The sequence below is a fragment of the Chitinophaga niabensis genome (assembly GCF_900129465.1).
Classification (GTDB): domain Bacteria; phylum Bacteroidota; class Bacteroidia; order Chitinophagales; family Chitinophagaceae; genus Chitinophaga; species Chitinophaga niabensis.
This window is the reverse complement of record NZ_FSRA01000002.1, coordinates 958,022-983,746: the sequence shown is the minus strand read 5'-3', so window position 1 is coordinate 983,746 and position 25,725 is coordinate 958,022. Positions and strand designations below refer to the sequence as shown.

The window sequence follows — 25,725 nt, the reverse complement described above, 5'->3', positions numbered from 1 at the left end:
TATACAGGGCCGGGTTCATCACCCGGCCCTTTTTTGTGCCAGGCCCTGATACCCCGGAATTTCGTAAATTTGCAGTACAATTTAAGAGAAAGGGCCATGGACGAGATTATTAACAAAGTAGCGCAGAGCGCACTTACCACCATAGATCTGGAAAATTATTACCCACAGGGAGAAACAGCCGTGTTTGATCTGAAGGACCACCTCTTTATGGAGCTGATCCTGAAGGAAAAAGATTTCAGGGCAGGATTGCTCACCACGGACTGGGAACAGTACCGGGATAAAAATGTAGCCATCATCTGCAGCGCGGACGCAATCGTTCCTATCTGGGCTTATATGTTGGTAGCCAGTTACTTAGAGCCGGTTGCGCGGTTTTATGCATTTGGGGATGAAGACTTTGTGCAAAAGACCCTGTTCCTGAAAAATCTCGGAAGCATTGATCCTCAGCAATTTCAGGACCAGCGGGTAGTGGTGAAAGGTTGTGGGGATAAATCCATTACCGAAGCTGCTTATGTGGAGATCACGCGTTTACTCCGCCCGGTTGCGAAGAGTATTATGTATGGGGAACCTTGTTCTACTGTACCGGTTTATAAGAAAAAGTGATTAAAACCAACCCCGTTTCCTGAAGATCATCAACATGGAAACGAAGATGAATAACATCACAGCCAACACAATGAAGTAACCGTAAGGGCTTCTTAGTTCCGGCATTACATCGAAATTCATTCCGTAAATTCCTGTGATCACAGTGAGTGGGGCCAGTAATGTTGTTACTACGGCCAATACCTTCATCACCTCGTTCAGTTTCTGGTTCATCTGTGCGTGATACAATTCCTGCAGGTTCATCACCAGCTCCCGGTAACTTTCTGAAAGGTCTACTGCCTGTACAATGTGATCGTATACATCCTTGAAATACTTTACTGTAGTTTCCTGCAGCAGATCATTCTCCGATTTCATCAAACCGTTCATTACTTCACGAACGGGTGTGATCCCTCTTTTGAAGACGAGCATTTCTTTCCGTAAAAAATTGATACGGGCCAGGGTACGGTTATTCGGCTGGCGTGGGATGATCTCTTCCAATACTTCTATGCGCTCGCCCAAACTATCCATCACCATAAAGTAGTTATCCACAATAATATCCAGCAAAGCATATAAAAGATAGTCTGCGCCTGAGTTCCGGATCTTTGTTCCTCCCGTGCGGAGCCTTTCCCGGATGGGATTGAACACATCCCGGTCCGGATCGTCCTGGAAAGAGATCACCACATTTTTTGCGAGCACCAGGCTTACCTGTTCCTGATCAACAGTGGAACTTTCCGCCATAAAATACATCATGGGCAAGAGGCAGAAAACGCTTTCTCCTATCTCATCCATTTTGGCGCGCTGGCCTTCACTCATAATATCCTCCATGAGCAGGTAGTGGATGTGGAAATGTTCACAGATCTTTTCCACTTCTTCCCGGCGAACGCCATCCACATTGATCCACTTAATGGTTTTGGTTTCCCGGAACTTGAAACAATCGGATACCGAGTCCATCACTTCTTCCCGAATGCTGTGGGCATCGAATTCGAAAACCGTGATCTTCACCTTTTCCACTTTTTTGCGGGAAGTGCTTGCCGTTACGGGGTTGAAGTTCATGAGGCGCTGTTTCCTTACTTTGAAAGGATTGATTGCATCAGGAATTGGAATTAAACCATGCTTGCCCATTCTCGGAGATTTTATGCTAAAATAGGATAAATCTTACTGCAAGGGGAATGCCACAGTACTTGTTAAATTAAATGTTCGTAACACTGGGATAACATAGAAGTGTTAGTTTCAGGGTATCCAATTTATTTTTTAACCCTGGAAAAGTATAAGGGCCTCTCCGGAGAGGAGAGGTCCTTTCATCCAATTATCCCTTTTAATGAAAACATATGCGCCCAGGTATCTTTATTGTAGTAGCATTCTTCGCCGGAATTTTTTCTATCATCAATGGTAACCGCGCGAAAAAAATGTCTTCGGAAGCGGCACATTCTATTGACTGGTATGGTATACAATTACGCGTACTGCAAAAAGAATCGCAGCAGTTCCTGCAGGCGGTGATGGCACATAAAAAAGAAACAGAAATAGAAAAACAATTCAGGGATACAAGAGCCGCATACAAGAAACTGGAATTATTTGCAGCGTACTTTGATCCGGCCACAGCTACGGCTTTGAGCGGATGGAACAATATTACTTTAGATGATACCGCGGCGATGAGAAGAGAAACAATCCAGGTGATCAGCCATATTGAACATTTAAAGAACGCAACGGATTCCCTGGTGTCTACCGACGCACAATTGTTTGATGCAATGACGATGGAAATGGGGAAAGTAAAAGATTTTGAGGCGAATGAAAATGGTGTGGCGGATACAAAGGAAGCGTTGGCAGGAGTAAAGGCCATCTGGTTATTTTACCAGGATAAGCTGAACGGCCATTTATCAGAGCAAACCCGGGAACTCTTTATGGAAGCGGAAAGGATGCTGGATACCACTAAAGGGTTTAATGATAATTCACGGATAAAATTTGTGGTGCAATATGTGGATCCGCTGGTAGTGAATATTTCGCAAACGAAAACGGCGTTGAAGATCGGAGAGCAATCGAGGAAAGAAAACTAAGACCGAATTGAAAACCAACCGCCGAAGTGAGTGACACAACGGCGGCTGAATAATGATCAGCTGCTGGTTACCTAATCTCCTTCTTCCAACTCAAAAACTTCTTCCAGCGGCTTTTCGAATACCCTCGAAATTTTCAGGGCCAGAATGGTGGAAGGCACATATTTATTGGATTCGATGGTATTGATGGTTTGCCTGGAAACGCCTACCAGCCTGGCCAGTTCATCCTGCGTGAGGTTCTTTCTGGCGCGTTCCACTTTGATGCTGTTCTTCATAAGACGTTACTTGTTGCGGTAAATTATAAAATTAAACCGGATGATGAAAAGAAGCAGAATGGTGAACATGTTGTATGTCATCACCGATAGGAATTCCACATCATAGATCAAAAGTATGCAAATGATGAGCAACAGGTAATTGATCAGCACCGAGATCTGGAGAGATTCCAACCGTACCTTGTTGATATATTCGTCCTCAACCTTTTCCTTGCTGAACGCTACGAGCAACATGCCCATGATCAAACCGGCAGCAATTATTTCATCCGTATACTGGCCGGGAAAATTATCGAGAAAGGTGAGCCAGGTAGCATTTTTAAAAAAAACGTCTCCCAGGGGGAAAAGGAGGATGCCAATTATAAGGAAAGGAATGGTGATAGACCAGCCGATCTTTTTATACAGGTGAGGTAAGAGAAACTTTGATTTCATGGCGGAAATATTTTTACCAAAGATAGGGATGTTTTACAAAATGTAAAATATATTTTACACAAAGAATGGCTAACTTGACAAAATCTACGGCTAACTTACGGGTAATCAGGCGCAAAAAAAAAACGCCCGGATGAACCGGGCGCTTATATTTTAATGGTGGTTGTATCAGAATTTAGGCAGGTCTATTTCAGGATGTTTTCCTAATGCGGGCCGCTCGAAAATATCTCCCAGCTTGGCATTCGCGGGAATGAAACCCGCGGTCCAGAGGTAGAACATACCATTTTCAGACCCACCGCCAAAATCCAACCTGTCTTTTGCCTTTGCGGTGGCATCATTGGTGAAGCGGGCTTTGGTTAACTCTATCCATTCTCCGGTATTGGTTTTCACCCAATGGTTGCCGAAATATCCTTTGCGGTGGAGGTAGCCGTTCTCAAAACTGAAATTTTCCAGGAAAGAATAGAGGTGGCCCATGTATTTTCCATCTTTCGGCGCACGGAAACTGGCGATCAGTTTCCACTCCTTATGCTCCGGCACATAAAAATATGCGGTGTATTGTGTGTTGGTTCCGAATGGTACGGCGTGCATGAGGAAACGGTAAGTTTCACCGGCTTTCCAATTGTAAACCCAATGGCTGTGGCCACCGGTACCTTCTCCGCCAAAACCGGATGCCACCACACTATCTCCTTTTGCCGTCAGCGTTACCTGGTCTTCATACTTTACCTTATCGCGGCTATCCGGCTCTTTGCCGGAATCCCAAACGGAAAAGATGATCCTTCTTTCCTGCGGGCCGTTCACCTGCATTCCAAAATAACCGCGGTGAAATCCGCAGGACATAAAATAGGTGCCGAGTTTATCTTGTCCTTCAGGAACAGTGATCTCACCGTAGAACCATTCTACTTTTTTATCGTCTGGCACCGTATATCCTAAATGGACAGATGCGGAACGGCGCCAGGATTTTGGATTGAACTGGATATCCTTTGTGGCAGAGCCTTCCAGGGTAACACTTTTTACATCCGCATATACAGCGCCTTGTTTTTCCAGGCCTTTCAGGCTGATGGTATAAAAGCCCGTGTCCTTCAGTTTTGTTTGCAGTACCGGTATGCTCGTGTAGTCTGTACCGTTAGGAATGGAAATTATTTTTTCTACACCATTAAGGGTTACCCTGATCTTTGCGGGGGCATCGCTTTTGGCTTGCAGCGCGAGTTTCAGAGAACCGGGATGTGATGTGTGGAAATAAAAGTTCACAGCGTTGGTACTGTCCGTCCATTTTACCACACCATTTCTTCCGGAGATATCCACACCATTTTCTTCGGGAACGGCGTAGGCGGTAAAACCGGGTAAAGTAACCGGTGCGTTCTGTGCCTTTTGTGCAAAGGACAGGTTTGCGATGGCCAGGCATGCCAGCGTTAAGAGAGAGTAGCGTTGCTTATTCATATATACAAATAAAACAGACGGGAGGCGCAGATGCAAATGTGCTTCGGAAAATTGACAATTGGCTGAAAGAGCGGGAAAGCGCAATATGGGTATTGTCAGGGATACCAATGAGTATGAGGTGGTTGCTTATCTCAGGGCGTTTGGATATTACAGCTGTACCAATTCACGAAAATGAGGGAGAAGGATCTGATGATGCGGGAAATTTCCCGTTCTGCAGGTGGCAGGCTGTGGTGCATGCACAGGTATTTTACTACTCCATTTTCTTCCAGGCCATAGTAGCAGCTGGCTGCGGTAGTTAATGCAAATCCGTTTTTCACGAAGCCGGGTTGCTGATCAAAAGCTATACTGCCAAGGGAATCACTACGAAGTAATGCTTTGAGTTCAAAGAGAGGGATGAATAGCTCAGCAGCGCCGATCTGCTTACGGATATGCAATTGATGAAACAAGCGTATACCTTCTGCGGATTCTTTGCTGTGATTGATCCAGATGTCTTTGATCTCGTCCACCTCTTCACCAACAGCGCATAACTTGCTGATGTTAATGAATTCTGCCTGCCTCCAATCGTCACGGGAAAGTGTTACGGTGAAATCCGGGTAAGCGGGAAGGTTATTCATCTGCGGGCGTTCATCGGAAACGGTAGGTAGGGTAAACCAGGTATCCATATGTCAACACATCAATTACCCGAATATATGACGAAAAAACGATACCAGAAAGATGTGCTATCGTTTCTTCTTGTATTTCAGCTTTACATTGGCGACCCCGGTTTGGAGCATGCCTAGTTTGCGGGCTGCTTTTTTGGAAAGGTCGATGATGCGGCCGGCAACAAAAGGGCCTCTGTCGTTCACCCGCACTTTTACACTGCGGCCATTGTTCAGATTGGTAACCTTTACTTTGGTGCCGAAGGGGAGTGTTGGATGCGCAGCGGTCATCCGTTGTTGTTTGAATGTTTCACCGTTGGCAGTTTTACGGCCCTGGAACTTATCTGCGTAGTAAGAGGCTTTTCCGCTTTCCGTTATTTTGCGGGCACAGGATGTGGTAAAACACAGGATGGCGATCAGCCAAATGTAATAGCGTTGTATCATAAGGTCATCTGCATAATAGCGTCGTTCATAAAATAGCCGTTCCCGATATCGATATCTTCTTCGCCGATCTTTTCAAAACCATAACGTTGATAGAAACCGACTGCATTATTTCCGCGGTTCACGTTGAGGGTAAGATATTGCATTCCCGCCTTCCGTGCAATGTCTGCCACCTCCGTCATGAGCACTTTACCTATGTTTTTACCCTGCATGTCCGGCCTGATATAGATCTTGTGCAATTTTGCTGTTGATCCGCTTTTGTAATTCAATTCGTAGGAAGCGAAACCACCGAATACACCATCCACATTTGCAAGCAGGAAAACGTGACCACGTTCCGTGATCTGGCTTCTTAGCGATGCATCGTCATACATCATGCCAAGCATGTAGGTGATCTGTTCTTTGGAGAGGATCTTTCCAAATGTTTCCGGCCAGGTGATATATGCGATCTCCTGGATAATATGGATCTGGTCCGGTGTTGCTTTGGTGATAGTTAACATGTTGCCTATAGTTAGTACTGCAAATTAAAGGATATCAACATTGCTTCTTTCTTTTTGTTATGTTTATAAAAAAAATAAAACATGCGCGGTTTAATTTTCGGATTACTGGCCTGCATCTATTTACCGCTACAGGCACAACAACTGAAACCCGGCTTTGACCCCAAAGAATACCACGACCTGCTTAGCCTTCCGGAAAGAGGAGATAGCAGTATGGATAAACATCCGGATAATTATCAACTCCTCTATACTTCTCCCGAAGTAGGTTTTTATAACCGCTGGTTCTTATGGAAACGGAACGATGGTGTGATTGTGATCAATATCCGTGGCACCATTGGAAAAACAGAAAGCTGGCTGGCCAACTTCTACGCCGCAATGATCCCGGCAACGGGTTCCCTGCAATTAACGGACAGCACACGATTTGATTATAAGCTGGCGAAAGATAGTGCTGCTCCGTATGTGCATGTAGGCTGGACGGTGTCCCTGGGATTTTTAGCGCCGGATATTGTTGCCCATATCAAAGAGCAGTATAATGCCGGGGCAAGGGAATTTATGATCATGGGTCATAGCCAGGGAGGGGCCATTGCTTTTTTAACCCGCTCTTATCTTGAATATTTACCGGGCATGCCAAAGGATATCAAATACAAAACGTATTGCAGTGCCGCACCAAAACCTGGGAACCTTTATTATGCGTATGATTTTGATTTCATTACGAGGGATGGCTGGGGATTCAGGGTTGTGAACGGTGCGGACTGGGTTCCGGAAACGCCTTTGTCCTTACAACGGGTAACAGACTTTAATCCTGTGAATCCGTTTATAGATATACCGGGTACTTTGAAAAAACAGAAATTCTTTGTGCGGCTTTATGGAAAGATGGTGTATAATAAACTCACCCGCGCAACTAACCGTTCTGTTCGCCGCTACCGGAAATACCTGGGTAACTTTGTGTATAAAATATCCAGGAAACAATTGCCGCAACTTCAACAACCGGCCTATGTGTATAGCAATAATTACATGACGGCAGGTTCGCCGGTTGTGCTGATGCCGGATGAGGCATATCATAAGAAGTATCCTTTCGATGGTAAAAATGTATTCATCAACCATCTGCCGGAACAGTACCTTTTTATACTGAAAAGACAGTACGCTCTTTAGCTAGGACTGAATGCGGGAAAAGAGTTCCGGGTAATCTGTAACTAACCCGTCTTCATCTATTTCTATCTCAGCTTTGAAGTCTTTTACAACACCTTCAAAAAGATATTTTTCCTCGCTGAGCTTGGTGTACCATTGTTTTAATGGTTTGATCTCGTCTTTGAAAATATTGATGTAGAGAACGTCTATTTCCTTGCGGTCATTAGGTTCCAGCTGGAGCCTTTTGATGGGAAGGGTATTGGTGAACGGGGTTAATGAAATATCTATGTCAATACACTGTGCCCATTCCGGGCGTGCATGGCCGCTTTGGGTCCATTTGCCATCGGGATCCCGCTGAAGGGAGATCCAGGAATATTCTCCGGCTTTTTCCACGGCCATTTCCAGCGCACTTACCTGCCAGAGGCGGTCTGTGATAATATCATAAGAAATGGAGAACGGTGTATCTTCTCCAAAACCAACAATCGTTCCGTCTATTCGTATATCGGTTTCCGTTGTTTCCACATTGCAATACTCCATCATTTGCTGGAACAGTCCTTTCCAGACTACTTGCTTTTTCATACTGTCTATTGATTACTGTTAAAAGTATCACCCTGGCGTACATCGCCGGTTTCGAAACCTTTTTTGAACCAGTACATCCTTTGGGCTGAGGTGCCATGTGTGAAGGCATCCGGTACTACTACTCCGCGGGATTGTTTCTGAAGGCGATCGTCTCCAATAGCGTTGGCGGCATTGAGGGCTTCTTCAATATCGCCGGGTTCCAGGATGTTTTGCATTTTCTGGGCGTGATTAGCCCAAACGCCTGCAAAGAAATCCGCCTGCAGTTCCAGTTTTACGGAGAGCTTATTGTACTCCGTTTCGCTGAGCTGGGCGCGTGCGCGTTGCACTTTTTCAGAGATGCCGAGGAGGTTTTGCACATGATGACCCACTTCATGGGCAATCACGTAAGCCATGGCAAAGTCTCCCGGGGCGTTCAGTTTATCTTTCAGTTCATCGTAAAAAGAAAGGTCGATATATACTTTCCGGTCTGCAGGGCAATAGAATGGGCCGGATGCGCTGCTGGCATTACCACAGGCAGATTCCACCACGCCGGTGAACATTACCAGGGTTGGTTCCTGGTACTGCTGGTTCATTTCGGAAAAGAGCTTGTTCCACACATCCTCTGTGTCTGCCAATACCACTTTTACAAAGCTGGCCGCTTCTTTTTCCGCAGCTTCCTGCTGTGGGGAAAGCTGGCCCTGGCTGGGGGCTTGTTGTTGCTGGAGGTCCATTACCTGGGAGGGATCCCCGCCAAGGAAGTAGATGATAACAGCAATAACAATAGTACCGATGCCGCCTCCGGCGATAAGCCCGCCACGGGATGAGCCACGGCGATCTTCTACATTTCCGCTTTCGCGACGTCCTTGCCAACGCATATGAGAATGGATTTAGTTAGATAAATTTAAGAAATAAAAGGACTGTTCGCGTACCTCTTTCAGGAGTTAACACCCGGGGGCAAAATGAATAAACTGAACGATGGTAACTTTCTCCATCCTGCCTATATTCGTTACGTCAGTTAGCCCGGTTTACATAAAGATTTTGTTGTCGGATTTTTTGTCTTTGTTATGGATGTTGTCCCATAGCAGGGTTGGTAGCTATTTCGGTTGCGGGTTTCTACCTGTACTGATTTTTAATGCTTTTAAAAAGCAAAAGGCCGGATGAAAATCCGGCCCGGCTGAAGGTTACAACAAAATCTAAACCTGCTTATGAGAAAACTTAAAAAATTCTTTTTTATAAGGACATGAACATCAAAGAATGATCTTTGCTTTCCAGTTGTGAAGAACCCATCAGGAACTCGTCCACTTTGCGGGCACATTCACGTCCTTCGCTGATCGCCCACACTACCAAAGACTGGCCACGGCGCATATCGCCGGCAGCAAATACTTTAGCAACAGAGGTTTCATACGCTTTTTCGGATGCCTTCACATTTCCACGATCGTCTGTTTCCACACCCAGGTCATCCAGCATACCTGTATGCTGCGGTTGAATAAAGCCCATTGCCAGTAATGCCAGTTCGCAGGGAACTTCTCTTTCTGAACCTGGTACTTCTGTGAACCTTGCCGGTCTGCCGTCTGTGCCGAGAGACCATTGCAGATCTACCAGCAGCAAACCTTTCAGGTTGCCTTTATCATCACCCACAAATGCTTTTGTGGCAATTGCCCATTGACGGTCTGCTCCTTCATCATGAGAAGAAGAAGTTTTCAACACCATGGGATAAGTAGGCCATGGCATATAAGGTGTACGCTCTCCGGGAGGCTTTGGTAATAATTCTAATTGTGTGATGCTGATAGCACCATGGCGGTTGGAAGTTCCTACACAATCCGAACCGGTATCGCCACCACCTATCACCACCACATTTTTACCAGTGGCAAAAATATCTTCACCTTCTACAGGTAATTTGCTTACGCGTTTGTTTTGTTGCTTCAGGAAGTCCATCGCAAAATGCACACCTTTCAATTCACGGCCCGGGATAGCGAGGTCGCGGGGGATGGTAGAACCACCTGCCAGCACGATTGCATTGTATTCACGCTGCAGATCATTCACACTAACGTTCACGCCTACGTTTGCATTGCATTGAAACACAATTCCTTCTTCTTCCATCAAAGTGATCCTGCGATCTATCACCCATTTTTCCAGCTTGAAGTCCGGGATACCGTAACGGAGCAATCCGCCTGGTTTATCATCCCTTTCAAATACGGTCACATGGTGGCCGGCAGAGTTCAGTTGTGCGGCAGCAGCCAGGCCGGCTGGACCTGAACCGATCACGGCAACTTTTTTGCCGGTACGTACACGTGGTACTTTGGCTTTAATCAGTCCTTTATCAAATCCTATTTCAATGATGTGCCTTTCAATTTCCTCGATGGCTACCGGCGGTTGGTTGATTCCCAAAACGCAGGCGCTTTCACAGGGGGCCGGACAAATACGGCCGGTGAATTCCGGGAAGTTATTGGTAGATGATAAGATGTCCAGCGCTTCCTGCCAGTCTTTTCTGTATACCGCATCATTAAACTCCGGGATCACATTACCCAGCGGGCATCCGCTATGGCAAAAGGGAACACCACAGTTCATGCAACGCGCAGCCTGCTCATTCAGCTTTGGCTCGGGGAAACGTTCTACAAATTCATTGTAGTGTTTTACCCTTCCTTTCGGATCAGCCTTTCCGGGAAGTTCCCGTGTAAATTCCAGAAATCCTGTTGGTTTACCCATATCTCTGCTTAGTCTCTTGTTAAAATTTGGTTCCTACTTTTTTGCATTGCTCTTTATGCCTTTTTGTTCGGCATGTTTCAATGCTGCCTTGTATTCTTTCGGGAATACTTTCACGAAGTGGCGCAATTGGTTCTCCCAGTCTTTCAGGATAAACTTGGCCACTGTACTGTTCGTATAGGCATGGTGTTTGGTGATCAGGTCGTGCAGTTGTGCTGCATCCTCTTCGCTCAATGGGTCCAGGTCGATCATATCCAGGTTGCAACGGCTGGCAAACACATTCTTCACATCATATATAAATGCAAGACCTCCACTCATACCTGCACCAAAGTTGCGGCCTGTTTCTCCCAGGATCACTGCGCGGCCACCAGTCATGTATTCACAACCATGGTCTCCTGTTCCTTCCACCACCACTGTTGCGCCGGAATTCCTTACACAGAACCTTTCACCAGCTTTACCGCGGATGTAAGCTTCTCCGGAAGTAGAACCATACAACGCCACGTTACCGGCAATGATGTTTTCTTCTGCTTTAAAGCCAGCTTCATTAGAAGGATAGAGGATCAGCTTGGCGCCGGATAAACCTTTACCAAAGTAATCGTTTGCTTCACCTTCCAGTTCCAGCGTTACGCCTTTTGTATTGAATGCACCAAAACTCTGACCTGCAGAACCGGTGAATTTGAAATGGATCGTATCTTCCGGTAAGCCTTCGCTTTTGTATATTTTTGATATTTCGTTGGACAGGATGGTACCGATCGTACGATCTGTATTCCTTACGGCGTATTTTCCGAATACGCGGGTTTTATTCTCCAGCGCAGCTTTAGATGCTTTCAGCAATTGCCAGTCCAGCACCTCAGAAATGCCATGGTCCTGTTCTTCCTGTTTGTAAAGACCGGTATCGGCAGAAGCGGGTTCGCGATACAAGATCGGAGAAAGATCCAGGTTCTTGTGTTTCCAATGTGTTACGTTTTCGCGAACTTTTAATACTTCTACCTGGCCCACCATTTCCTCTACTTTACGGAAACCAAGCTCTGCCATGATCTCACGTAACTCTGCCACCAGGAAGTGGAAGAAGTTCACCACGTGCTGTGCATTTCCTTCAAAGCGTTTCCGCAGTTCAGGATCCTGGGTAGCTACCCCAACAGGGCAGGTATTCAGGTGGCATTTCCGCATCATGATACAGCCTTCTACAACCAGTGCGGCTGTGGCAACACCCCATTCTTCCGCTCCCAGTAAGGTAGCGATAGCGATGTCCCTTCCGGTTTTCAGCTGGCCATCCGTTTGAACGGTTACACGGCTGCGGAGTTTATTACGAACAAGTGTTTGATGTGTTTCTGCCAGGCCCAGTTCCCAGGGTAAACCGGCATGTTTGATAGAACTGATCGGAGAAGCACCTGTTCCGCCATCGTAGCCGGAAACGAGGATCACATCCGCATGTGCTTTTGCCACACCTGCTGCGATAGTTCCCACACCAGCTTTGGAAACCAGCTTCACGCTGATCCTTGCTGCGCGGTTAGCATTCTTCAGATCAAAGATCAGTTGCGCCAGGTCCTCGATAGAATAGATATCGTGATGCGGAGGCGGAGAGATCAAACCTACACCAGGAGTAGCGTGACGAACCTTTGCGATCCATTCATCTACTTTATGACCTGGCAGCTGACCACCTTCTCCGGGTTTAGCACCCTGTGCCATCTTGATCTGCAATTCGTCTGCATTCGTAAGATAGTAGCTGGTTACACCAAAACGTGCAGAAGCTACCTGCTTAATGGCAGAGCGCATATTATCTCCATTAGCTGCTATCTCATAACGCATTTCATCTTCACCGCCCTCTCCGGTATTACTTTTTGCACCAATACGGTTCATAGCAATAGCCAGTGTGGAGTGCGCTTCGTGGCTGATGGAGCCAAAGCTCATTGCCCCTGTGGCAAAGCGTTTCAGGATAGACTCAGCAGGTTCTACTTCTTCCAGCGGAACAGGGTTGCGGTTACGTTTGAAGGTAAACAGGCCCCTGAGCGTTGCCGCCTTTTCCATCTGGTCGTTTACTGCCTTGGAGTATTTTTTGAAAACGTTATAGTCGTTCAGTCTTGTTGAATACTGCAGCAGGTGAATGGTAGTAGGATTGAAGAGGTGGAACTCACCTTTCCGTTTCCACTGATACACACCACCGGAATTGAGTCGTTGAACCGGCGTTTCTTTACGGCCATAACCGATCCAGTGTTTCGCCAGTGTTTCTTTTGCCAGCTCATCCAGGCCCATTCCCTGGATACGGGAAACAGCACCGGAGAAATATTTATCTACAACGGATTTGTTGATACCGAGTATTTCAAAGATCTGCGCACCCTGGTAAGATTGCAGGGTAGAGATGCCCATCTTGGAGAACACTTTCAACAGCCCTTCACAAACCGCCTTGATGTAATTCTTTTTCAGTTTATCCACATCCAGGTCCGTCTGCATTTTACCGGCCAGGCGCATATCGCGGATGGTGCTCAATGCGAGGTATGGATTGATGGCTGTGGCGCCGAACCCGAGCAAACATGCAAAGTGATGTACTTCCCAAACATCGCCGGCTTCTACCACCAGCCCAACCTGGCCACGGTATCCTTTACGGATAAGGTGGTGGTGTACAGCTGAAAGTGCCAGCAGGGAAGGGATCGCAGCATGTTCAGAGTCAATGGCGCGGTCAGAAAGGATGATCACTTCAAAACCATCGTCCACTGCATCTACTGCATAACGGCATAAACGGGCGAGGCCTTTTTCCAGAGAACCTGGTTTGCCATCTGCTTTAAAGTAAGTATGTAAAGTTTTGGCCTGGAAGATACCGGTATCGATACTGCGGATCTTTTCCAGGTCGTAGTTGTTCAGGATGGGGTGCGGCAGTGCAACACTGTGGCAGTGCAAAGGATTTTCGTCCAGCAGGTTTCCGTTGTTGCCAAGGAAGGTTGCGAGAGACATTACCAGCCTTTCCCTGATCGGATCGATAGGAGGGTTGGTTACCTGTGCAAACAGTTGTTTGAAATAACTGGTGAGGTGTTGCGGCTGATCGCTTAGTACAGCTAAAGGCACATCGGTTCCCATGGAGCCAACCGGTTCTTTACCATCGAGGGCCATTGGTGCGATGATGGTTTCCAGGTCTTCCGTGGAGTATCCGAATGCACGCTGATATTTGAAGATCTGCTCTTGTTCCAGGTGCGTGAAAGTTACACGTGGTTCAGGCAGTTCGTCAATGCGGATCTTGTATTTGTTCAGCCATTCTGCGTAAGGTTGCTGGGAGCAGATGGATTGTTTCAGTTCCTCATCACCGATGATGCGGCCTTGTTCCATATCCACCACAAACATTTTACCTGGTTGCAGGCGGCCTTTTTCTTTTACATTTTTTGGATCGATAGGGAGAACACCTGCTTCAGAAGCCATGATCACACGATCATCTTTTGTTACCACAAACCGGGAAGGGCGGAGACCATTACGGTCCAAAGTTGCGCCAATGATCTTTCCGTCTGTGAAAGAAATTGAAGCCGGGCCATCCCATGGTTCCATCAGGGAAGCATGATATTCATAGAATGCTTTCTTCACCGGGTCCATATCATTATTACCGTCCCATGCTTCCGGGATCAGCATCATCATCACATGGGGTAAAGAGCGGCCGGTAAGGTTCAGCAGTTCTATCACGTTATCCAGGCAGGCGGAGTCTGACTGACCTTCATCTACGATGGGGGACAGCATTTCCATTTCTTCCGGTGTGAAGTATTTGGTAGCGAAGCTGTTTTCGCCTGCACGTAACCAGTTGAGGTTACCTTTCAGCGTATTGATCTCTCCATTGTGTGCAATGAAGCGGAATGGGTGAGCCAGTTTCCAGCTGGGGAAAGTATTGGTGGCAAAACGGCTGTGGATAAGCCCGAATGCAGAAACCATCCTTTCATCGCGCAGGTCAGTATAATAATGGCCTACCTGGTAAGTGGTCAGCTGGCCTTTATATACAACCGTGCGGGAAGAGAGAGAAGCGAAATAGATCTCCGCTTTATCTTTCGGAATGGAATTGCGAACCGTTTTGGTAATATAATTACGGAGTACGAACAGTTTGCGTTCAAACTCGTCATTGTCTGCCAGATCAGTAGCGGAAGTGATGAACAGTTGTTCGATCTGTGGCTCAACAGACAATGCGGTTTCCCCTATCCCGTCCGGACGAACAGGCACAAGGCGGTAACCGAGTACATTAAGACCTAATTTATCAGCGCAGCGTTGTATGATCTCGCGGCACTCATCGCGCCAGCGTTGTTCTTTTGGAAAGAAAACCATTCCCACACCATATTTACCATTGGCGGGGAGGCGGATGCCCAGTTTCAGGCACTCATCATATAAAAACTCATGCGGCATCTGGATAAGAATGCCGGCACCGTCACCAGTAGTACGTTCGCAACCACTTGCTCCGCGATGTTCCATGCATTCCAGCATGCCTAACGCATCACGAATGATCGAATGTGACTTTCTTCCTTTAATATGGGCGGTAAAGCCCGTACCGCAGGCATCATGCTCAAATTCAGAACGATACAAACCCAGCTCTTGGCTCACATTACTCATTAGCTTTAGATTTTTTCCTTTTATACCAGATACCAGATACACTCCTCCCTGAAGGAGCAAACCCCCGGGCATTGGTACCGTAATTGCTTTGGGAACGGTTTAAAGATACTAAAGGAATGCGGTATTTTTTATAGAAAGTTCTATTAAAGGGCTAAAATTTTGAAAACATTAAAAAACCCCCGCTCTTCATTTGATAATATTAAAAAATGAACGGCCTCTGGAACCCATTCCGGGCACAAAAAAGCCGGGAAATTCTCCCGGCTGGTAATAAGTTGTGTAAAACAATGTGGATCAAGGCTCAAATTCAAATTTAGCCTTGCCATTCTCTATTTCTACCCTGAGTGGATCGCTGATCATACTTTCATTTTGCATACGATCCAGAGCGGTAACTATATAAATATACTTTCGCCCTTTAATATAAGTACGGTCTATGAAAACAGGGTCCGGCATCTGCAAAACGATGCTGAGGATCTTCGTGGGGTCGTTCACGTTGACGACATCCTTTTCCTCGAACCGGTACAGTACATACTGTTTGGTTTGGTGGGAAGTATCGTCGTCTGCCCAACGGACCTCAAGGCCTTCCGGTTTTTCAAAAGCATCTGTGAAGTAAGGGGCTTCCGGAGCTTTGTTATCCAGCCAGGGCATGGTTGGCCGCAGGGCAGGGTAACGGTAAAAGTGATTCCGGAGGGAGTCCACCATACCTAAAGCATTGTCTGCGAAACATTTGGAACTGTAGTAGATACTTCCCTGCACAGTATTGAGCGCACGGGTAGCCGTGATCTGCCTTGGAATTTCCGCAGGATCTTTCCAGCTGGCATTGCTGCCGATGCGGTATGGCGCATGTCCTATATATATATGTCTGCCATATCCGTGTTTGCTCCACCAGTTCACTAACACGCCAAATGGTACCAGGCGGTGACCGGATTCCCAATACAATTGCGGGGCGAGGTAGTCTATCCAGCCCAGCCGCTGCCATTTGATCACATCTGCGTAAAGGTCGTCGTAGTTGGTAAGGCTGCCGCGGGTAGGTGTTCCATCAGGGTCTTTATCATTGCTGCGCCAAACACCAAAAGGGCTGATCCCGAACTTCACCCAGGGCTTTTCAGCTTTGATGGCCGTGTTCAGCATTTGTATAATGGTGTCCACATTGGAACGGCGCCAATCATCTATATAGAGGTTTTTACCGTACATGCGGTAGGAGTTCTTATCCGGAAAGTCCCTGTTGGCAATGCGGTAGGGGTAAAAGTAATCATCGAAATGCACCGCGTCGATGTCGTACCGTTTTACCACATCCCGGATCACTTCTGTTACATAAGCGCGTGCTTCGGGAATGCCGGGATCGAAATATTTCTTGTCGCCATAAGTTACAAACCACTGCGGTTTGAGGCGGGTGATATGATTGGCGGCAATACTGCTGCTGCGGATATTGGCTACCGCGCGATAGGGATTGAACCATGCGTGGAATTCCATGCCCCGTTTGTGCGTTTCCGTTACCATGAATTCCAGCGGGTCATAGTAAGGATAGGGCGGTTTTCCCTGCACACCGGTCAGGTATTCGCTCCAGGGCTCGTAAGGGGAAGCGTAAAAAGCATCACTCGCCGGCCGCACCTGGAAAACAATAGCATTCATGCCGTTCCGCTGATGCTGGTCCAGCAGGCGGATGAACTCCTGTTGCTGTTCTTCGGAAGACAGCCCTTTCCGGGATGGAAAGTCGATATTTTCGATCGTGGCTATCCATACAGCCCGCAGCTCCCGTTTAGGCGGTAGCTGTGCTTTACTTGTGAGTACCATGCTGCCACACAGTAGTAATCCTGCCAAAAAGTGCTTCACCATTCCTGATACTTTTTCCTTTTATCCTGAAAACTGCGAAAATAACCCACCATTTGCCAAATCCCAAATGCGGAAGTGGTTCATTTCCAGCAAAACAGGAGCCAAACCTATTCGCTAGATACTTTAATAAAAGATTTGTATTTTGTTTATCACACATTCCAGCGTTATGAAAAAGCGGGTATTCCTCATTCTCTCCATCCTTATTCCCTTTGCTGCACAGGCACAATCTTCCGTAAAAGCAGCCAAAGAATTCATCGCTTTGCTGGATGCACCGCTTCGTGAACAGGCCTGCATGCGTTGGGAAGATGCAGAACGCTTTAACTGGCATTTTGTTCCGCGGGAAAGGAAAGGGCTTCCTTTACGGGCCATGAGCAAAGCGCAACGGGCAAAGGCATATGAACTGCTGAAATCATGCATGAGTGCAGAGGGCTATAAAAAAGCAGCCGCGATCGTGGAAATGGAACTGGTACTCCGTGTGCTGGAAGGGCGCGGGGACAGTGATGAATACCGTAACCCGGGGAAATATTACTTTACCATCTTTGGTGAGCCGGGAACAAGAAATCCCTGGGGATGGCGGATGGAAGGGCATCATCTTTCCCTGAACTTCTCCGCTTTGGATGGAACACTGGTTTCGGGAACACCTTCATTTATGGGCTCCAATCCTGCTATTGTTCCGGACGGGCCTAAAAAGGGAACACAGATCCTGAAAGAAGAAACAGAGCTGGGCTTCCAGCTGCTGAACTCATTGGAGGAAGATCAGTTAAAAGTAGCACTGGTGGCAGAAAAAGCTCCGGCAGATATTATCACCGGCAACAAAAGGACAGCCTGGCTGCTGGACCCTCCCGGTTTAGCTTTTACCCAACTGAAACCAGCGCAACAGCAATTGCTCAAAAAATTACTGGCCGTGTATATTGACCGCTATACCAAGCTGATGGCGGACATCCTCCTAAAAGAGATAGAACAGGCCGGCTGGGATAACCTGCATTTTGCCTGGGCTGGCAGCAGGGCCATGGGGATGGGGCATTATTACAGGATCCAGGGCCCCACTTTTATTGTAGAATATGATAACACCCAGAACGGGGCTAACCATGTGCATACTACTTTCCGGGACCTGAAGAATGATTTTGGGGAAGACGTGCTGAAACAGCATTATGATAAAGCACATGTAGGGAAATGAGATGCCCGTGTTCCGAAAAGACAAGAACGTTTCCGTGGAAAACCAAAAAGATCAGGCGCCCTTACACTTTGCGCCCCAGGTATAAGCTGTAGTCTGGCAGACTAACGGTATATTCCTGGTGCATCAGGGGAGAGGTCATCAGGAAGTCCGCAGAGGCCCTGTTACTGGCCATCGGGATATTCCAAACCACACCCAAACGCAGCAAAGCTTTGATATCCGGGTCATGAGGCAAAGCCTCCATCGGGTCCCAGAAGAAAATGATCACGTCAATCCTTCCTTCTGCTACAGCAGCACCAATTTGCTGATCCCCACCCAGTGGGCCGCTCAGCAGTTTACGAACAGATACGTCCAGCGCCTCTTCCAGTAATTTGCCGGTAGTGCCGGTGGCATACAGTTCGTGACGGGCCAATACCGTTTTGTTGTAAACTGCCCAATCCAATAATTCTGCCTTTTTGTGATCATGCGCAATCAGTGCGATCCTTTTGCGGGCATGAAGCGTTTTGCTGTTTGACATCATATATGCAAAAGTAATCAAATAGATTACAGTTGCTATAACAAGCTTTAGTGAAGAAGACCGTATTTCGTAAATGAACTCTCGCTAAATTTCGCTAATTTTGCAGGAGAAAATAGTTAAAGTAATGATCAAAACAGGAAATCCAATCATCAGTATCTATACGGAAATGACGCCGAACCCGGAAACGATGAAGTTTGTGGTAAACAAACTCCTGTATCCGAATAAATCGATCGATTTCCCTGATGCAGCCAGTACAACACCTTCTCCACTGGCAGCTGAGCTGTTCACTTTCCCCTTCATCCGGGGCGTGTTCATCTGCAGCAACTTCGTAACGCTTACAAAAACCAATGATACAGACTGGACGGATGTAATTCCAACCATCAAACAATTCCTGAAAGAATACCTGGAAGACAACCGTGCTGTTATCAATGAGGACGATATCGTAGCGGCTCCCGTTTTCAGCGGAGACGAAAGCGACGTTGTTCAACGTATTAAAGAATTACTCGAGAATTATGTGAAACCTGCGGTTGAAATGGATGGCGGAGCTATCCAGTTCAAAGATTATGATGACGGTGTTGTAACCGTTATGCTGCAAGGTTCCTGTTCAGGCTGCCCATCTTCCATGATCACGCTCAAGGCCGGTATTGAAGGAATGATGAAACGTATGATCCCTGAGGTGAAAGAAGTAGTGGCAGAAGCAGAATAAGCCATAGTTGAGTGAATGATAGTGTTATCAAGCGCAGCCTCAGGCTGCGCTTTTTTCATTTATGATCCTTAGCTTTACATCATGAGAGGGATTATAATTGGATGTGTACTGGCCATTACCAGTGCGCCCTTGTTTGCACAGGCACAAACAGAGGCAGTAGTTACTTATGGGTTTCGCAACAATGGGAAAGAATCCCGCGGAGAACAAAAGCTCTTTATTAAAGGTAACCGGGTACGCCTGGTACCCCAGGGCCGGCAAACTGAACAACAATTCCTCCAGCTTTCAGAAAAAGCGAGTTACCAGGTGCTGAATAGCAACGGAACGTTTTACACCCTGAAGAAACCATTTTCAGAATACGTAAAAGCAGAACTGCTACCCGGCATTGATACCATCCTTGGCATCCCCTGCAAAAAAGCCAAACTCTTTATCCGCTCCAATACCATAGAAGTATGGTACACGAACGATCTGAAAATAAAGGGTACCCCAAGTATTTCCATCGCACCCGGTATGGGGCTGGTGTTAAAGACCATCCGCAATGGTAATTCAGAAACGATCGCAAAGAACATAGCATACAGAACTATTACGGCAGATGAATTAGCCTGGCCTTCCAACATGGGTACCATCGTGGATGAACCCACTTACCAACGGCAGGTAATTGAAAGCAGATATACTACCCTTACCATTTTCGACAGGGAGCAGATCAGTTTTGGCAACCCGATCAACAACCCCGCAGGCGAACAGTTAGATGCAGTGTATCATTTTTCCGGCGGTACCGTGATCCTGAAAAAAGTAAAACTCCCCGTGGCAAAACCAGGCCAGCGGCTGTTTGCAGAACTGGTACAATATTCCAATGGAGATGCGTATGACCGCACCGGTTCTGTTTTCATGATCCCCGCAAATCAGCCTTTATCTTTCCTGAACGGATTACGGGATGGCGTACAGGCATTACCGGTATATACCGGCAGGAACGGGAAAAAATACCAGGGCGTTGTAGCCACAGAAAATTATTTACCGCCGCTGGAGCTCATGCGTTTTTTTACGCCATTTGGTGTAAGGCATTTTAATGCGCAGGCAAAGATCAAAGGATACAACTGGGCAGATTCAGCGGTATATAAACAGGACATTTCCGTATTGCTGCCCAGCCTGCAGGGAGAAGTATGGATAGGGGTATTCATTGGTAATTATGATAAAGGCGGGCATAAAGCCAGTTTGCAATTCAAATATTATCCGGGTTATGATGGAGAAGGAACAGCAGAGAATAAAACCTGGATCCTGCCGGTATTCAATAGTACCAACCTGATGGAAATGGGCGGGCAGGAATACGGCACCATGTTCGATAAAGATTCCCTCACTGTAACAGTAGAAGTACCACAGGGCGTAAAGAACCTTACATTACGTTACCTCACAACAGGCCATGGTGGCTGGGGAGGAGGAGATGAATTTGTTCCCAAGCTGAATGAGATCTTTGCGGATGGCAAAAGGGTTTATCACTTCATTCCCTGGAGAGAGGATTGCGCCACTTACCGGTTATTAAATCCTGCGTCCGGCAACTTTGGGAACGGGTTATCTTCATCAGACCTGAGCCGTTCCAACTGGTGCCCCGGTACCATCACTTTACCCGTTGAAATTCCCTTACCAGACCTGGCGCCGGGCAAACACACTTTCCAGGTGGCCATTCCATTAGGTAAACCGGAAGGCGGAAGTTTCAGTGCCTGGAATGTTTCCGGCGTACTGATAGGCGATAAAGAATAAAAGAACATGCAGGAAATATCACAGGAGATCCTTACAGGCTTTCAACAAATGACCTTACTGGAAGCCATCGCTGTTTTCTTTGGTGTACTCAGTGTATTATGTTCCCGGCAGAACAGTGTATGGGTATATCCCACAGGGCTGATCAGTACCGGCATCTATACTTATATGCTGGCGCAACAACATTTTAAACTGTATGCGGAAGCAGCGTTGAATGCTTATTATTTCATTATGAGCGTATACGGCTGGTATTACTGGATGAAGAAAGATACCACGCAGCATGTAACATCCATCACCCGTGTGAATAAAAAAGAACTGATCACCGCCATTGCCATTGCTGTACTGGGCTGGGGGATCATCTATCTGCTGCTGCGTAACTTTTCCAATTCAGATGTGCCTGCCATTGACGCATTTGTTTCTGCTACTGCCTGTAGCGGCATGTGGTTGCTGGCCAAACGGAAAATAGAGAACTGGATCTTCCTGAATATTTCAAACTTTGTAGCGGTACCGTTGTTGTTCCATAAACACCTGGCACTGACGGCCACACTCACCATCTTTTTATTCATCGTTGCGGTAACCGGGTATTTTCATTGGTTAAAGCTCTATCGCGCACAGCTAAACGAAACCCGATCTTGAAGAAAATAGTGGTCATAGGCCCGGAATCCACCGGCAAAAGTACATTGAGCGCACAACTGGCGGCACATTACCAAACACTGTGGGTGCCAGAGTTTGCGCGGGAATACCTGACGCAGCTGAACCGGCCTTATGAACAGGAAGACCTTTTGCGCATGGCAGAAGGACAATTAATAACAGAAGATGAAGCTGCCGAAAAAGCGAATAAATTGCTGATCTGTGATACAGACCTGCACGTGATCAAAGTATGGAGTGAAGCAAAATATGGAGACTGTGATCCCCGCATCCTGGAACTGATCGCCACGCGGAAGTATGATCTTTACTTACTCACTTATATTGACATTGCCTGGGAAGATGATCCTTTAAGGGAACATCCGAAACCGGAAGAAAGAGAATACTTCTACCAGATCTACCGGGATATTGTGATGAACTCCGGGCAGCCATGGGCGGACATCCGGGGAGGATATGAACAGCGATTGCAAACAGCGGTCGGGGCAGTGGGATCACTTTTTCTTTGAAAGGTTCTCCGCAGTTACCAACGCTGAAATATCAGGGTCAGGCCCGATATAACGCATCTGCGTTAAGATCCTGCGCTGCCGCCAGGAAGTAATGCGTGCGGGAGGTACAACTGTATATTTAACGGGATTGGGTAAACAAGCAGCGATCATGGCCGCTTCTTCCCTGTTGAGGGATGCCGCCGGTTTACGGTAATAGGTTTGTGCGGCCGCTTCAATGCCAAAGATCCCTTCGCCCATTTCAGCCACGTTGAGGTAAACAGCCAGGATCCTTTTTTTACCCCAGATCTTTTCTATCATAAAGGTGAAATACACTTCCAGTCCTTTCCGGAACCATCCGCCACCCTGCCAGAGGAACACATTTTTTGCTACCTGCTGGCTAATGGTACTGGCGCCACGGATCTTTTTACTTTTCTGGTTGTGCTTCATGGCCTTTTCGATGGATTTGAAATCAAAACCATTATGATCAGGAAATAACTGATCTTCACTGGCCAGCACCGCCAGCTTGGCATAAGGAGAGATCTCATCCATGCTCACATAATCCCTTTTAAATGATTTATCGGTACCCCAGAGACTGAACCAGCTGGCAATCATCGTGGTAGTCACAGGAGGGTTCACCCAGCGGAGCAGGATGATGTACAACAGTTGCGCGATAAAAAGAATGATGAATATTTTCCTGAGTACTCGCCAGGTCCTGGGGACTATACCTTTTAATTTCATTCAATAGTTTTTCAATACCGGCCGGAAAGTTAGCAAGATTATTGCGTATTTTTCAGGTACAACATTGCTGGATCGAAGATTGTTATATATAAAGATAAAAACAGGATCATGCTTTTAGAACTACATCCACAAAATCCGAATCCGCGAAACCTGCATAAAGTCATAGAATGCCTGAAAGACGGAGGAGTGGTTATTTATCCAACCGATACCGTGTATGGGATGGGTTGCGATATTTCCAAAAGCGAAGCGGTGGAACGCATTTGCCGCATAAAAGGAATTGATCCTAAAAAAGCGCATTTTTCTTTTATCTGCTCCGACCTCAGCCACCTGACGGATTATACCAAAAGTGTGGATACGCCGCTATTCCGTTTACTGAAGAAAACGTTGCCAGGGCCGTATACTTTCATTCTGCCGGCCAGCAGGCAGGTGCCCAAACTCTTGAAAACCAAGAGAGATACAGTGGGCATCCGGGTACCGGATAACCTGATCTGCCGCACTATTGTAAAGGAATTGGGCAACCCCATCATGAGTACTTCCCTGCCCATTGATGCATATGTGGAAGAATATACAGACCCGGAGATCATCCATGAAAAATTCGGGAAACTGGTGGATATTGTAATTGACGGGGGACCCGGAGGAATGATCTCCTCTACTGTAATAGACTGTACCGGGCCGGAGATAGAATTGATCCGGGAAGGTGCCGGCAGTTGGGAAGAATTTGCATAAAAAAGGCGGGCTATTTAAAACAGCCCGCCTTTAGTTTTATATACCCATTTTCTTAGCAAGGTCTGCAGGGATCGCTTTTTTATTCACCATAAAACAGGTGGTTTTGTAAGCGAAATAAGGCACAGAGGCGTAGAAATATCCGCCACAGGCATTCCCGGTTCCCCAGGAATTCTTCACAATAAAGAACTTATTACCATCCTGGTCTTTAGCGAGACCGGTAATGTGCATACCATGATCGTCCTGCGTTTCGTAATTATCGAAAGCCAGCTGACGGTTTTCCTGGGTGATCACTTTTTCTTTGGCAGGTGTTGTGAAAAGGTTCAGGCGTTCCTGCTCAGAATAATCTGTCCAGTCCTTTTCAGGAACAATGGCCAGGCCATTATTATAAGAAAATCCTTTTTCACTTACATCAGCCGCCCATGCCAGGGTATAGCCATTCAGCACGGCTTGTTCCGCAATAGCGGTGAATTCATTCAAAGGCACATTATATACTTTCTCCCAATTCCAGTTATCCGGTACTTCCAGTACAAATTGCTGGTAGAAAGGATGGTGATTGAAAGAAGAAATGATCACATAATCATCAGCATTCAGGCCCAGTTCTTTGGCAAAAGACTGTGGTGTATATGATTTGCCGTTGTATTGGAATTTCTCCGGAGTGGCGCCAAGATAAGCATCCAGCACACCATCCAGGGCTTTTTGCCATGCAGGGTTTACCGTGTTGGCATTGCCCAGGGGTTTCAGCATACTTTCCAGCAGGCTCACCATTTCAGCATGGTTATAGGTTTTCTGGCGGTTGCCATCATATACATCCTGTGGAACAAGCCCGAAGTTTTTGAGGCAGAGCAGATCGTCCGGGAATCCGCCACCTTCGCCGAAATTAGCTTTGCCATGCATCCTTACATAATTGGCAGCTTTTAAGGGGTACATTTTACGTACCACGAACATTTCGCTGAGGTTCAGGTTTTTGCCTTTGCCTGTGCGCAAAAGCTCGGACTCAAAAAAGGAAAGGCCTGAAAAAGACCAGCAGGTACCGGTTTGGCCCTGGTTCTGCACGCCAAAGGCATCCTGGCTTTTCAGTACGGTGAATTGATATTTGCTGCCCTCCTTATTGGTGAGCGGAATGGTTTGTGCAGCCGCAGTTATGCTGCATAACAGCGCTGCGCCCATGATCAGTTTCTTCATGCTCAGGTTTAGATTAAAATAAAAGAATGGAGCAAATGTAAAGGATATGGGCCTTACAGCATTCAGGATGATTGATGAGCGGTATCTGCAGCTTCAAATTGTTCACGTGTTATTTCCCAACGCCATAGTTCTCCTGCATCCGTACCATTAACGGCGCCGGCGAAATGAAATCCGTTCTTCTGCAGAACGATCACTGCTGCGTTGTATTCTTCGAGCGTATGGGCGACGACCTTTGTAACATAGGAATGACTAAATGCAAAACGGATCAGGGTAGCAGCCATTTCAGTAGCATATCCCTGTTCCCTGTATTCTAAAGCCACTTCATAACCAATTTCTACCACCCCGTCCGGAGAAGGCCGGCCTTTAAAGCCACCGGTACCCACCAGGCGTTTGTCGGTTTTATGAATAGCTAAATAGAAAAACCACCCCAGCAGGGATGGGTCATTGCGTAATTTATCATAAGCAACCAACACCATTTCAGGATATTCTGTCCACTGTTCTGGTACGTCTATCCCCAACGTTTGGGCTAATGCTTCATTCCCATGCAAAAGCGCTTCAAAGTGTTTCAACGTGCAGGGTAACAACTGTAACCTCAAGGTTTGGATCATAAGCGAAAACTAGTAAAGGATTTTGGGAAAAGCAAGGGGCATGCCAAGAAGAATTGACAGATTTTGAATGAC

25 protein-coding genes are annotated in these 25,725 nt (G+C 46.8%); 9 read left to right on the top strand and 16 right to left on the bottom strand.

The features are described from left to right. Positions 1 to 96: 96 nt before the first annotated feature. Positions 97 to 600 (top strand): DUF2480 family protein, encoded by a 504-nt coding sequence (locus BUR42_RS20975; protein ID WP_074241566.1) that lies wholly within the window; start codon positions 97 to 99, stop codon positions 598 to 600. On the opposite strand, the gene corA is transcribed toward BUR42_RS20975, so the two are convergent. Continuing rightward, positions 601 to 1,629, bottom strand: a complete 1,029-nt coding sequence (corA, locus tag BUR42_RS20970) for a magnesium/cobalt transporter CorA (RefSeq protein ID WP_074243124.1) — start codon at positions 1,627 to 1,629, stop codon at positions 601 to 603. It abuts the gene before it with no gap. Positions 1,630 to 1,904: 275 nt separating this feature from the next. On the opposite strand from corA, the gene BUR42_RS20965 reads away from it, so the two are divergent. Then, positions 1,905 to 2,627, top strand: a complete 723-nt coding sequence (locus tag BUR42_RS20965) for a hypothetical protein (RefSeq protein WP_074241565.1) — start codon at positions 1,905 to 1,907, stop codon at positions 2,625 to 2,627. 71 nt (positions 2,628 to 2,698) lie between these two features. On the opposite strand, the gene BUR42_RS20960 is transcribed toward BUR42_RS20965, so the two are convergent. The 6 genes from BUR42_RS20960 to BUR42_RS20935 form a co-directional block, all read right to left on the bottom strand. Next, positions 2,699 to 2,899: a helix-turn-helix transcriptional regulator gene (locus tag BUR42_RS20960; protein ID WP_074241564.1), complete on the bottom strand. Its 201-nt coding sequence runs from the start codon at positions 2,897 to 2,899 to the stop codon at positions 2,699 to 2,701. A 6-nt stretch (positions 2,900 to 2,905) separates the two neighbouring features. Beyond that, complete coding sequence (locus BUR42_RS20955; protein WP_074241563.1) at positions 2,906 to 3,325, bottom strand: hypothetical protein; 420 nt, start codon at positions 3,323 to 3,325, stop codon at positions 2,906 to 2,908. Positions 3,326 to 3,490: 165 nt separating this feature from the next. After that, the gene (locus BUR42_RS20950; RefSeq protein WP_074241562.1) at positions 3,491 to 4,759 is read right to left on the bottom strand and encodes a DUF3472 domain-containing protein; all 1,269 of its coding nucleotides are present in this window, start codon (positions 4,757 to 4,759) and stop codon (positions 3,491 to 3,493) included. A gap of 131 nt (positions 4,760 to 4,890) precedes the next feature. Continuing rightward, entirely contained in the window at positions 4,891 to 5,421 is a 531-nt protein-coding gene (locus tag BUR42_RS20945; RefSeq protein WP_074241561.1) for a hypothetical protein, read from the bottom strand. 57 nt (positions 5,422 to 5,478) lie between these two features. Beyond that, entirely contained in the window at positions 5,479 to 5,841 is a 363-nt protein-coding gene (locus BUR42_RS20940) for a septal ring lytic transglycosylase RlpA family protein (protein WP_074241560.1), read from the bottom strand. Next, complete coding sequence (locus BUR42_RS20935) at positions 5,838 to 6,335, bottom strand: GNAT family N-acetyltransferase (protein WP_074241559.1); 498 nt, start codon at positions 6,333 to 6,335, stop codon at positions 5,838 to 5,840. The genes BUR42_RS20940 and BUR42_RS20935 overlap by 4 nt, the downstream gene beginning before the upstream one ends. Positions 6,336 to 6,416: 81 nt before the next feature. On the opposite strand from BUR42_RS20935, the gene BUR42_RS20930 reads away from it, so the two are divergent. Further along, positions 6,417 to 7,484 (top strand): lipase family protein, encoded by a 1,068-nt coding sequence (locus BUR42_RS20930; protein ID WP_074241558.1) that lies wholly within the window; start codon positions 6,417 to 6,419, stop codon positions 7,482 to 7,484. Here the strand turns inward: BUR42_RS20930 and BUR42_RS20925 are convergent, their stop codons facing one another. From BUR42_RS20925 to BUR42_RS20905, 5 genes are all read right to left on the bottom strand, one after another. After that, on the bottom strand, positions 7,485 to 8,039 hold the full coding sequence (locus BUR42_RS20925) for a putative glycolipid-binding domain-containing protein (RefSeq protein WP_074241557.1): 555 nt from the start codon (positions 8,037 to 8,039) through the stop codon (positions 7,485 to 7,487). It abuts the gene before it with no gap. Between the two features lie 5 nt (positions 8,040 to 8,044). Further along, positions 8,045 to 8,893, bottom strand: coding sequence for a KPN_02809 family neutral zinc metallopeptidase (gene ypfJ, locus BUR42_RS20920; RefSeq protein ID WP_074241556.1), 849 nt, complete (start codon positions 8,891 to 8,893; stop codon positions 8,045 to 8,047). Positions 8,894 to 9,248: 355 nt separating this feature from the next. Further along, on the bottom strand, positions 9,249 to 10,724 hold the full coding sequence (locus tag BUR42_RS20915) for a glutamate synthase subunit beta (RefSeq protein WP_074241555.1): 1,476 nt from the start codon (positions 10,722 to 10,724) through the stop codon (positions 9,249 to 9,251). A gap of 33 nt (positions 10,725 to 10,757) precedes the next feature. Beyond that, entirely contained in the window at positions 10,758 to 15,293 is a 4,536-nt protein-coding gene (gene gltB, locus BUR42_RS20910) for a glutamate synthase large subunit (RefSeq protein WP_074243123.1), read from the bottom strand. A 291-nt stretch (positions 15,294 to 15,584) separates the two neighbouring features. Then, the gene (locus BUR42_RS20905) at positions 15,585 to 17,126 is read right to left on the bottom strand and encodes a glycoside hydrolase family 10-like protein (protein WP_074241554.1); all 1,542 of its coding nucleotides are present in this window, start codon (positions 17,124 to 17,126) and stop codon (positions 15,585 to 15,587) included. A gap of 163 nt (positions 17,127 to 17,289) precedes the next feature. Here BUR42_RS20905 and BUR42_RS20900 point away from each other — a divergent pair, with 163 nt between their 5' ends. After that, positions 17,290 to 18,300 (top strand): DUF3500 domain-containing protein, encoded by a 1,011-nt coding sequence (locus tag BUR42_RS20900; RefSeq protein ID WP_074241553.1) that lies wholly within the window; start codon positions 17,290 to 17,292, stop codon positions 18,298 to 18,300. Between the two features lie 61 nt (positions 18,301 to 18,361). On the opposite strand, the gene BUR42_RS20895 is transcribed toward BUR42_RS20900, so the two are convergent. Beyond that, positions 18,362 to 18,817 (bottom strand): methylglyoxal synthase, encoded by a 456-nt coding sequence (locus BUR42_RS20895; RefSeq protein ID WP_074241552.1) that lies wholly within the window; start codon positions 18,815 to 18,817, stop codon positions 18,362 to 18,364. Positions 18,818 to 18,938: 121 nt separating this feature from the next. Here BUR42_RS20895 and BUR42_RS20890 point away from each other — a divergent pair, with 121 nt between their 5' ends. From BUR42_RS20890 to BUR42_RS20875, 4 genes are all read left to right on the top strand, one after another. Beyond that, entirely contained in the window at positions 18,939 to 19,520 is a 582-nt protein-coding gene (locus tag BUR42_RS20890) for a NifU family protein (protein WP_074241551.1), read from the top strand. Between the two features lie 81 nt (positions 19,521 to 19,601). After that, positions 19,602 to 21,272 carry a PNGase F N-terminal domain-containing protein gene (locus tag BUR42_RS20885; RefSeq protein ID WP_074241550.1) on the top strand — a complete coding sequence of 557 codons (1,671 nt, stop codon included), beginning with the start codon at positions 19,602 to 19,604 and terminating at the stop codon, positions 21,270 to 21,272. Positions 21,273 to 21,278: 6 nt separating this feature from the next. Next, on the top strand, positions 21,279 to 21,905 hold the full coding sequence (gene pnuC / locus BUR42_RS20880; protein WP_074241549.1) for a nicotinamide riboside transporter PnuC: 627 nt from the start codon (positions 21,279 to 21,281) through the stop codon (positions 21,903 to 21,905). After that, on the top strand, positions 21,902 to 22,420 hold the full coding sequence (locus BUR42_RS20875; protein ID WP_084185739.1) for an AAA family ATPase: 519 nt from the start codon (positions 21,902 to 21,904) through the stop codon (positions 22,418 to 22,420). Before pnuC ends, BUR42_RS20875 begins: the two co-directional genes overlap by 4 nt. Here the strand turns inward: BUR42_RS20875 and mtgA are convergent. Further along, the gene (gene mtgA, locus BUR42_RS20870) at positions 22,406 to 23,137 is read right to left on the bottom strand and encodes a monofunctional biosynthetic peptidoglycan transglycosylase (protein WP_074241548.1); all 732 of its coding nucleotides are present in this window, start codon (positions 23,135 to 23,137) and stop codon (positions 22,406 to 22,408) included. The genes BUR42_RS20875 and mtgA overlap by 15 nt on opposite strands. Before the next feature lie 108 nt (positions 23,138 to 23,245). On the opposite strand from mtgA, the gene BUR42_RS20865 reads away from it, so the two are divergent. Continuing rightward, on the top strand, positions 23,246 to 23,863 hold the full coding sequence (locus BUR42_RS20865) for an L-threonylcarbamoyladenylate synthase (protein ID WP_074241547.1): 618 nt from the start codon (positions 23,246 to 23,248) through the stop codon (positions 23,861 to 23,863). 36 nt (positions 23,864 to 23,899) lie between these two features. Here the strand turns inward: BUR42_RS20865 and BUR42_RS20860 are convergent, their stop codons facing one another. Both BUR42_RS20860 and BUR42_RS20855 read right to left on the bottom strand, forming a co-directional pair. Beyond that, positions 23,900 to 25,045: a C1 family peptidase gene (locus BUR42_RS20860; RefSeq protein ID WP_074241546.1), complete on the bottom strand. Its 1,146-nt coding sequence runs from the start codon at positions 25,043 to 25,045 to the stop codon at positions 23,900 to 23,902. Positions 25,046 to 25,107: 62 nt separating this feature from the next. Continuing rightward, a complete protein-coding gene (locus BUR42_RS20855) occupies positions 25,108 to 25,653 on the bottom strand; it encodes a GNAT family N-acetyltransferase (RefSeq protein ID WP_084185738.1) in 546 nt (181 codons plus the stop codon). Positions 25,654 to 25,725 lie beyond the last annotated feature (72 nt).

Excerpts from the sequence above, each read along its gene's own strand:
- BUR42_RS20900 (WP_074241553.1), top strand. The coding sequence starts at position 17,290 with ATGAAAAAGCGGGTATTCCTCATTCTCTCCATCCTTATTCCCTTTGCT.
- BUR42_RS20885 (WP_074241550.1), top strand. The coding sequence starts at position 19,602 with ATGAGAGGGATTATAATTGGATGTGTACTGGCCATTACCAGTGCGCCC.
- gltB (WP_074243123.1), bottom strand. The coding sequence starts at position 15,293 with ATGAGTAATGTGAGCCAAGAGCTGGGTTTGTATCGTTCTGAATTTGAG.
- BUR42_RS20895 (WP_074241552.1), bottom strand. The coding sequence starts at position 18,817 with ATGATGTCAAACAGCAAAACGCTTCATGCCCGCAAAAGGATCGCACTG.
- corA (WP_074243124.1), bottom strand. The coding sequence starts at position 1,629 with ATGAACTTCAACCCCGTAACGGCAAGCACTTCCCGCAAAAAAGTGGAA.
- BUR42_RS20940 (WP_074241560.1), bottom strand. The coding sequence starts at position 5,841 with ATGATACAACGCTATTACATTTGGCTGATCGCCATCCTGTGTTTTACC.
- BUR42_RS20955 (WP_074241563.1), bottom strand. The coding sequence starts at position 3,325 with ATGAAATCAAAGTTTCTCTTACCTCACCTGTATAAAAAGATCGGCTGG.
- BUR42_RS20860 (WP_074241546.1), bottom strand. The coding sequence starts at position 25,045 with ATGAAGAAACTGATCATGGGCGCAGCGCTGTTATGCAGCATAACTGCG.
- BUR42_RS20975 (WP_074241566.1), top strand. The coding sequence starts at position 97 with ATGGACGAGATTATTAACAAAGTAGCGCAGAGCGCACTTACCACCATA.
- ypfJ (WP_074241556.1), bottom strand. The coding sequence starts at position 8,893 with ATGCGTTGGCAAGGACGTCGCGAAAGCGGAAATGTAGAAGATCGCCGT.
- BUR42_RS20855 (WP_084185738.1), bottom strand. The coding sequence starts at position 25,653 with ATGATCCAAACCTTGAGGTTACAGTTGTTACCCTGCACGTTGAAACAC.
- BUR42_RS20890 (WP_074241551.1), top strand. The coding sequence starts at position 18,939 with ATGATCAAAACAGGAAATCCAATCATCAGTATCTATACGGAAATGACG.
- BUR42_RS20960 (WP_074241564.1), bottom strand. The coding sequence starts at position 2,899 with ATGAAGAACAGCATCAAAGTGGAACGCGCCAGAAAGAACCTCACGCAG.
- mtgA (WP_074241548.1), bottom strand. The coding sequence starts at position 23,137 with ATGAAATTAAAAGGTATAGTCCCCAGGACCTGGCGAGTACTCAGGAAA.
- pnuC (WP_074241549.1), top strand. The coding sequence starts at position 21,279 with ATGCAGGAAATATCACAGGAGATCCTTACAGGCTTTCAACAAATGACC.
- BUR42_RS20930 (WP_074241558.1), top strand. The coding sequence starts at position 6,417 with ATGCGCGGTTTAATTTTCGGATTACTGGCCTGCATCTATTTACCGCTA.
- BUR42_RS20965 (WP_074241565.1), top strand. The coding sequence starts at position 1,905 with ATGCGCCCAGGTATCTTTATTGTAGTAGCATTCTTCGCCGGAATTTTT.
- BUR42_RS20935 (WP_074241559.1), bottom strand. The coding sequence starts at position 6,335 with ATGTTAACTATCACCAAAGCAACACCGGACCAGATCCATATTATCCAG.
- BUR42_RS20865 (WP_074241547.1), top strand. The coding sequence starts at position 23,246 with ATGCTTTTAGAACTACATCCACAAAATCCGAATCCGCGAAACCTGCAT.
- BUR42_RS20945 (WP_074241561.1), bottom strand. The coding sequence starts at position 5,421 with ATGGATACCTGGTTTACCCTACCTACCGTTTCCGATGAACGCCCGCAG.
- BUR42_RS20950 (WP_074241562.1), bottom strand. The coding sequence starts at position 4,759 with ATGAATAAGCAACGCTACTCTCTCTTAACGCTGGCATGCCTGGCCATC.
- BUR42_RS20925 (WP_074241557.1), bottom strand. The coding sequence starts at position 8,039 with ATGAAAAAGCAAGTAGTCTGGAAAGGACTGTTCCAGCAAATGATGGAG.
- BUR42_RS20915 (WP_074241555.1), bottom strand. The coding sequence starts at position 10,724 with ATGGGTAAACCAACAGGATTTCTGGAATTTACACGGGAACTTCCCGGA.
- BUR42_RS20905 (WP_074241554.1), bottom strand. The coding sequence starts at position 17,126 with ATGGTGAAGCACTTTTTGGCAGGATTACTACTGTGTGGCAGCATGGTA.